Source organism: Alcanivorax sp., assembly GCF_051117345.1.
Lineage (GTDB): Bacteria > Pseudomonadota > Gammaproteobacteria > Pseudomonadales > Alcanivoracaceae > Alcanivorax.
The window spans coordinates 20,842-28,614 of the sequence record NZ_JBNPEC010000136.1; the positions used below are offsets into that span (position 1 = coordinate 20,842).

7 protein-coding genes are annotated in these 7,773 nt (G+C 62.7%); 4 read left to right on the forward strand and 3 right to left on the reverse strand.

Translation table 11 applies throughout. The features are described 5' to 3' along the window. Nucleotides 1–44: 44 nt before the first annotated feature. The 3 genes from rsmD to ACFE0K_RS09005 form a co-directional block, all read right to left on the reverse strand. The gene (rsmD, locus tag ACFE0K_RS08995; protein ID WP_434535742.1) at nt 45–644 is read right to left on the reverse strand and encodes a 16S rRNA (guanine(966)-N(2))-methyltransferase RsmD; all 600 of its coding nucleotides are present in this window, start codon (nt 642–644) and stop codon (nt 45–47) included. Further along, entirely contained in the window at nt 634–2,013 is a 1,380-nt protein-coding gene (locus ACFE0K_RS09000) for a M16 family metallopeptidase (protein ID WP_434535743.1), read from the reverse strand. Before ACFE0K_RS09000 ends, rsmD begins: the two co-directional genes overlap by 11 nt. 185 nt (nt 2,014–2,198) lie before the next feature. Further along, nucleotides 2,199–3,527, reverse strand: a complete 1,329-nt coding sequence (locus tag ACFE0K_RS09005) for a M16 family metallopeptidase (RefSeq protein WP_434535744.1) — start codon at nt 3,525–3,527, stop codon at nt 2,199–2,201. A gap of 265 nt (nt 3,528–3,792) precedes the next feature. Here ACFE0K_RS09005 and ftsY point away from each other — a divergent pair, with 265 nt between their 5' ends. From ftsY to ACFE0K_RS09025, 4 genes are all read left to right on the forward strand, one after another. Beyond that, on the forward strand, nt 3,793–4,989 hold the full coding sequence (ftsY, locus tag ACFE0K_RS09010) for a signal recognition particle-docking protein FtsY (RefSeq protein WP_434535745.1): 1,197 nt from the start codon (nt 3,793–3,795) through the stop codon (nt 4,987–4,989). A gap of 128 nt (nt 4,990–5,117) precedes the next feature. Beyond that, nucleotides 5,118–5,801: a cell division ATP-binding protein FtsE gene (gene ftsE, locus ACFE0K_RS09015; protein ID WP_434535746.1), complete on the forward strand. Its 684-nt coding sequence runs from the start codon at nt 5,118–5,120 to the stop codon at nt 5,799–5,801. Continuing rightward, the gene (gene ftsX, locus ACFE0K_RS09020) at nt 5,791–6,819 is read left to right on the forward strand and encodes a permease-like cell division protein FtsX (RefSeq protein ID WP_434535747.1); all 1,029 of its coding nucleotides are present in this window, start codon (nt 5,791–5,793) and stop codon (nt 6,817–6,819) included. The genes ftsE and ftsX overlap by 11 nt, the downstream gene beginning before the upstream one ends. A 250-nt stretch (nt 6,820–7,069) precedes the next feature. Continuing rightward, nucleotides 7,070–7,773, forward strand: a 704-nt coding sequence (locus tag ACFE0K_RS09025) for an RNA polymerase factor sigma-32 (RefSeq protein ID WP_434535748.1), incomplete at its 3' end; no start/stop codon positions are given.

A 7,773-nucleotide genomic window follows, 5' to 3' on the forward strand; every position in this document is an offset into this window, starting at 1 on the left:
GGGCCGGCTGTCCGCGACGTCGACACAAACCCGACGAATGGGAGTCAAATTTCTTCCCGCCGGAATAAACGCGCGCGAATATCGCCACCGGTCTTCTCCCGGTGTAGCTGCCAGTTCGATGGCACAACCGGTTCTTCCGCGTGCCGACGGCTTTCCACATAGATCCAGGCTTGTGCCGCCAGCAACCCCCGTTCTTCCAGCGTCGCACAGGCGGGCTCCGCCAGCCCCAGGTCGTAGGGCGGGTCCACAAACACCAGGTCGAACTGCAAGGCGCTTTGCCCTACCCATTGCAGGGCATCCGCAGTGTGGATCTCGATGCGATCACCAAACAGGGGCAGCAACTGGCGCTTCAGGTCGGCGGCCCGCTCGCGCTTTTTTTCCACCAGGACTGCCCGCTGAGCACCGCGGCTCAGTGCCTCCGCCCCCAGCACGCCGGAACCGGCAAACAGGTCCAGCACCCGCAGGCCCGGCAGCTCGAACTGCAGCCAGTTAAACAGGGTTTCGCGCATGCGATCGGACGAAGGGCGCAGGTCGCCCCCCTGGTCCACGAACTGCAGGCGGTGACCGCGCCGCTCACCACCGATAATGCGCACCTGGCCCTTGCTGGTGGCGCCCCCTTTCCGATTCGGGCCTCTATTCGCCACTACGCTCTTCCTTCGCCTCAGGGGCACCATTGTCCTGTTCCTGAAGGATCTGTGGTGCCTCGGGGCCGATGCTGACGATGGCCAGATCCTCCACCTCCAGGGTTCTGCGGAAAGCCTCACGGATATCCGCCACCGTGACCTGCCGTACCTGGCGGTTGAACCACTGCAGGTAATCCAGCGGCAGATCGTAGAAGCCGATGGCACCCAGCTGGCCGATGATGTCGCTGTTGTCGGCGGTGCTCAGGGCAAAGCTGCCAAGAATATTGGCACGTGCCTGCTCCAGTTGCGCTTGGCTGGGGCCTTCTTCGACAAACTTGCCGATCAGCTCCAGCGTCAGGGTCAGTGCTTCATCAGCATTCTCATTGGCGGTCTTGAACTGCACCTGGAATGGCCCACCCGCCGCCATGGCGGAAAAGCCGCTGCCAATGCCGTACACATAGCCGCGTTTCTGGCGCACCTCGTCGGTGAGGATGGACGCGAAGCCACCACCGCCAAGAATCTGGTTGCCCACGTGCAGGACCACATGGTCCGGGTTGCCCCGCCAGGTGGCCTGGTTGCCCAGCAGGATGTGGGTCTGGGCGGAGGGGAAATTGATGTGCTCGCGTTTGCGCTCACTGAGCGCCTCTGCCCGGTGCAGCGCTGGCGCCGCCGGCCCCTCTGGCAGCGCCGCACTGATCTGTGCGGCAATCACCTCGGCTTCACTGCGCGACACGTCGCCCACCATGGCAATCACGGTATTGCCGGCGGCGTAATAGGTTTCATAGAAATCCACCAGCTGCTGCCGCTGGATCTGCGGCAGGCTCTCCAGGGTCCCTTCGCTGGGCTGGCCATAGGGGTGGTCGGCAAACACCGTCGCCATAAATGCCTTGCTGACCTGCGGGCCGGGCACCTGTTGCTCCATGCGCAGCCCCTGCATGGCACGGGTGCGCAGCCGATCCAGCGCATCCTCGGGGAAGCTGGGCGAACCGATCACCTGATTGAACAGCGCCACCACCGGCTGGCGATATTCCGCCGCTGACAGGGTACGCAGGCTGATGATGCCCATGTCCCGGTAACTGCTGGAGGAAAAGCTGGCGCCGCGATCTTCAAAGCCCCGGGCGATGTCATCCACACTCAGGGCGTCGCTGCCCTGGCCAATCAGGGCACTGGTCAGGGAAGCCACACCGGGCAAGCCGTCATCCTGGGAACTGCCGGCGGCCATCACCAGACGAATATCCAGCATGGGCAAGGCATCGCTTTGCACGAACATGACCTTGGCACCCTGCTCCGTCTGCCAGGACTGGATATCCAGCTGCGGCGCCTGGGGCTCGCTGGCCGCCACCTGTTTTTCCGTGGTCGGGAAGCTGGTACAGGCGCTCAAAAGCAACACTGTCGACACCACCAGAAGGCGCAAGCTGCAAGCTGCAAGCTGCAACGCGCGCAAACCTTTCAGCCAATCGAATAGCGCAGGAACCGCGCCCCCGACACTGGCAACGCGGAGCACCGCCCTGCGAGGGAAGGAAGCCGCCATCTTCGCGCCTTGTAGCTTGTAGCTTGTAGCTTGTAGCTCGGTTTTCATTGTCCTTCCTCCTGCTCAGGCACCACATGGGCCACGGCCAGCCGTTCCGGCACCAGCCACTGGCGGGCCACCCGCTGCACATCCTCGGCGGTGACCTTGCCCAGCTGTTCCTCGAACTGCTCGGCCAGATCAATATCCAGCCCCAGGGTACTGAGCATGCCCAGCTCCATGGCCTGGCCCATCACCGAATCCTTTTCGAACACCTGGCTGGCCAGCACGCCAGCCCGCACCCGCGCCATTTCATCCTCACTCGGCAAGGTCGTCCGCAACGTCTTGATCTGTTCGCGCAGGGCCTGCTCGACCTGCTCCAGGGTGACACCCGGGTTCGGGGTGGCCGTCAGGGTAAAGGTGCCATCGCCACGCTGGATGCCGCTGTAGCCGGCACCGGCACCGGCCACCAGCTTCTCGCCGCGTACCAGTTCGGTTTCGATGCGGGCACTCATGCCTCCATCCAATACCCCGGCGAGCATGGTCAGGGCATAGAAATCCCGTTTCTGTTCGGCAGTCACCAGGGAAGGAACGTTATAAAGCATGTAGAGGGCGGGCACCTGCACGGCCATGGCCAAATCCAGGCGTCGCTCGCCAGCGGGGGGATTGACCGTCTGTGTCGGCCGCGGCGGCGTGGTGCCGGCGGGCAAGTCGCTGAAGAAGCGACGCACCAGCGGCTCCACCTGGTCGCGGGTCACGTCACCGGCAACCACCAGGGTGGCATTGCCCGGCACATAGAAGCGGTCGTACCAGCTACGTGCCTGCTCCGGCTGCAGCTGTGCCAGCAGTGAGCGCCAGCCGATGATCGGGTGGGCATAGCCGGTGCCCGGCCGGGCCACCGCCTGGAATTTCTCCCAGGCCAGGGCATTGGGATTGTCGTCGGTACGAGTACGGCGCTCTTCCAGCACCACCTGCAACTCGCGACGAAACTCGTCATCATCAATCTTCAGGTTGCCCAACCGCTCCGCTTCCAGCTCCAGGGCCAGCGGCAGGCGCGACACTTCGTACTGCTGGAAATAGGCGGTGTAGTCGTAACTGGTAAAGGCATTGTCACTGCCCCCATAGCGGGCCACCAGTTTGGAGAAGTCCCCCGGCCCCAGCCGCTCGGTGCCTTTAAACATCATGTGTTCAAGCACATGGGCCAGGCCGGTTTCATAGGGCGCTTCGTCGAAGCTGCCGGCCTTGAACCACACCATCACGGTAACCACAGGGGCCCGATGATCCTCGCGGATCAGCACCTTGAGGCCGTTATCCAGGGTAAAGGCATGGGTGGGCAGCTCGGCCCGGGCGGTCAGACTCCAGAGAATGACCACCAGTGCCACCATGAGTTTTCTCATGCATTGTCCTCATTGTGTTGCGCTACCGCCCCCGGAAGCTGCTCCCCCGTGAGCGAAGTGTTAGGATAGCCGCGCGTTCGCTAGCAGGCTTTGAGAGCCTGCCAGGCGAACCTCAAGCCTGCAGGAAGGCGTACTTTTTCTCCCCGGCCTGGCAGTCTGTCGAGCACAGGACTGCAAGCATACCGGTTTACCGCCCTGTCCTTGCAGCCTCTATTGCAAAGGAAGAGGATCAATTTGCCCTCTTCGCGATTGGATAAGACTGAACATGAGCGACGAAGTTTCCCGCGACGACGACAACGCCCCCAAGCCGGAAGAAAAAAAGACCGGTTTCTGGAAGCGCATGTTTACCGGTGTGGATGCCGATGAACTGAACAACACCGACACGGCGCCCGCCCCGCAAGACGATGCCTCTGGCGAGCCCCAGCCCGAGCCCGAAGCCACCACCCCGGCCACGCCGCAAGCTGAAGCACCTGCCGTGCCCCCGGAACCAGTGCCACAGGCCGAACCGGCGGATAGCCAGGACGAAGGCGACGGCGAAGGCTTCTGGACGCGCATGAAACTGGGCCTGGGCAAGACCCGCAAAGGCCTGGGCAAGGGGCTGGCGGACCTGCTGGTGGGCGCCAAGGAAATCGACGACGAGATTTTCGAGGAAATCGAAACCCAGCTGCTGGTCGCCGATGTGGGCGTGGAAGCCACCGACGTGATCATCGAGGCACTGACCGGCCAGGTCAGCCGCGAAGAGCTGGTAGATGCCGACGCCTTGTACGAGTCCCTGCAGAACGAGCTGCGCAAGCTGCTGGTGCCGGTGGATCAGCCACTGAACATCGACGGCAGCAAGAAACCCTATGTGATCCTGATGGTCGGCGTGAATGGGGTCGGCAAGACCACCACCATCGGCAAGCTTGCCTGCCGCTTCAAGGCCGAAGGCAAGAGCGTGATGCTGGCCGCCGGTGACACCTTCCGCGCCGCCGCCGTGGAACAACTGCAAGTATGGGGCGAACGCAACGACATCCCGGTGGTGGCTCAGCACACCGGTGCGGATTCCGCCTCGGTGGTGTATGACGCCGTTCAGGCCGCCCAGTCCCGCGGCGCGGACGTGCTGATCGCCGACACCGCGGGTCGCCTGCACACCCGCGGCAACCTGATGGAAGAGCTCACCAAGGTTACCCGGGTGATGAAGAAGCTGATCCCGGATGCGCCCCACGAAGTGCTGCTGGTACTGGACGCCGGCACCGGCCAGAATGCCATCCAGCAGGCGGAACAGTTCCGCGATGCCGCCGGCGTGACCGGGTTGGCACTGACCAAGCTCGACGGCACCGCCAAAGGCGGTATCCTGTTCGCCCTGGCCAAACGCACCAACCTGCCGATCCGCTTTATCGGCGTAGGGGAACGGCTGGAAGACCTGCGCCCCTTCCATGCGGAAGAATTTGTGCAGGCGTTGTTTGAAGACGTGGCGGGATAAACCAGCTTCAAGCTACAAGCCTCAAGCTGCAACGCGAGACAAACACTGCCACTGGCACCGTCCTCGCCGCGCACACTTGTTTTCCTTGGAGCTTGCAGCTTGAAGCTTGTAGCTGCTTAAGGACTCTCATGATTCAGTTTGACCGGGTCAGCAAACGCTACCCGAATGGCAAAGACGCACTCAGCAAAGTGAGCTTCACGCTCCCTGCTGGGCAGTTGACGTTTTTGACCGGTCATTCCGGGGCGGGCAAATCCACCCTGCTGAAGCTGATCATGATGCTGGAGCGCCCCACCCAGGGGCAGGTGCTCCTTGATAACCAGAATCTCAACGGCTTCGGCAACCGGCAAATCCCTCTGCTGCGCCGCAAGATCGGCATGGTTCACCAGAACCACCAGTTGCTGTTTGACCGCAGCGTGTTCGACAACGTGGCGCTGCCCCTGATCATCGCCGGCTACGCCCGCAGTGATATCGGCAAGCGGGTGCGCGCCGCCCTGGACAAGGTCGGTCTGCTGGACAAGGAAAAGCTCAACCCGATCATGCTCTCCGGCGGCGAACAGCAGCGCGTGGCGATTGCCCGGGCGGTGGTCAACAAGCCTCCGCTGCTGCTGGCGGACGAACCTACCGGTCACCTGGACCCGGCCCTCTCCGAGGAGATCATGGACCTGTTCAAGGATTTCGCCCGGGTCGGCGTCGCCGTGCTGATCGCCACCCACGACCTGAGCCTGATCGCCCGCTATAACCACCGCCTGCTGACCCTGCGTGAGGGGCGCCTGATCCACGACGGCGACGAAGGGGGCCACCATGGCAGCTAACAAGGGGCCCAGAAACGCCACCCCGATCAAGGCCAGCCGCCAGAAACCGGAGCGAGTGCGCCGGGTGGCCGGGGCGCACAGTGCCCGCACCTCCCTGCAGGACCGTTTCCGCAGCTGGCGCCAGCACCATCAGGACTCCTTCAAGGATGCCCTGCAACGGCTTAACGCCGCACGGACCAGCAGTGCCATGACCATTCTGGTGATCGCCATTGCCCTGGCCCTGCCCGCCGGGCTGGCGGTGCTGCTGGACAATGCCCGTGCCATTACCCGCGGCTGGGACGGCAATGCCCACCTGTCCGTGTTTCTGGACATGGAGATCAGCGAGCAGCGCCAGCGGGACCTGGCCAGCGACTGGCAAGGGCTGGATAACATCAGTCGCACCGAGGTAATCACCCGGGAACAGGCGCTGGCGGAATTCAAGGCCCTGTCTGGCTTCGGTGACGTACTGGAAGCCCTGCCGGACAACCCGCTGCCGCCGCTGATTGTGGTCTACCCGGACGAGACCGACCCGGTCACCCTGCGCGCCCTGGAAAACCGGCTGGCGGAGGCAGATGGGGTGGATCTGGTACAGCTGGATGTGGAATGGGTGCGCCGCCTGCATGCCCTGATTGAACTGGGCGAACGGCTGATTTCCGCTCTCACCCTGGCCCTGGCCGCCGCCGTGGTGCTGGTGGTGGTGAATACCATCCGCCTGGCCATCGAAAGCCGCCGGGAGGAAATCGTGGTGGTGAAGATCGTCGGTGGCACCGACGGCTTCGTGCGCCGGCCCTTCCTCTACTCTGGATTCTGCTTCGGCTTTGCCGGCGGCGTCACCGCCGTGATCCTGGTACAGGTGGCCCTGTGGTGGCTGGGCGGGCCCATCGACGAGTTGCTATCCCTGTACAATAGTGAGGAATCACTCACCTCCATGGCCGCATCCAGCCTGATTATTCTGCCCGTATTCAGCGGCATCCTGGGGTTACTCGGCGCCTGGCTGGCGGTAGGGCGGCACCTGGGTGATATCGAGCCGAATTTCTGACCGGCAACCCGCAAACCACTGTAGGAGCGGCGCTCCTACAGTGGCTCCCCGCTGCGGAACCTTCTCCCTTCATCCACGTCCAATCTTCTGTTCATCCCCGGTTCACATGGCCGGCCTAGACTCGGTTATTGCCCCATCGGCTCTCTCAATCGCCGGGAACCTTTTTGCCTATTAGCACTCCAAAGATCCGAGTGCTAAGATCAACGGCACATAAGGACACTGACTGGTCTTCAACGAGGAGACAACGCGCATGACAAACCCTTCAACGCAAGCACAGGCGCTGATGTTGGCCGTACCGGGCAATAACCTGGACGCCTACATGCGAGCCGTTAATGCCGTGCCGGTTCTCAGCGCAGACGACGAACAACGTTTGGCAGGACAGTATTTCTACGAACAGGACGTGGATGCCGCCCGTAATCTGGTACTCGCGCACCTGCGCTTCGTAGTGCACATCGCCCGCAGCTACACCGGTTATGGTTTGCCCTTGGGCGATCTGGTTCAGGAAGGCAATGTGGGCCTGATGAAAGCGGTGAAACGCTTCGACCCCACCAAGGGCGTACGTCTGGTGAGCTTCGCGGTGCACTGGATCAAGGCGGAAATCCACGAATATGTGATCAAGAACTGGCGCATCGTCAAAGTGGCTACCACCAAGGCCCAGCGCAAACTGTTCTTCAACCTGCGCGGGCAGAAGAAGCGTCTCGGCCGACTGAGCATGGAAGAAGCCCAGCGAGTAGCCGATGATCTGGGCGTTACCGCTGTTCAGGTGAAAGAAATGGAAGGTCGCCTGGGCGCCTATGACGCCAGTTTCGACGGCCCCACCAGCGACGACGATGACAGCACCGTAGTGTCCCCGGCCGCGTACCTGCACAGTGACAACAGCGATCCTGCGGATTTGCTGGCCGAACAGGACCAGCAGGAACGGGAAAGCCGCCAGCTGGGCTCTGCCCTGATGGC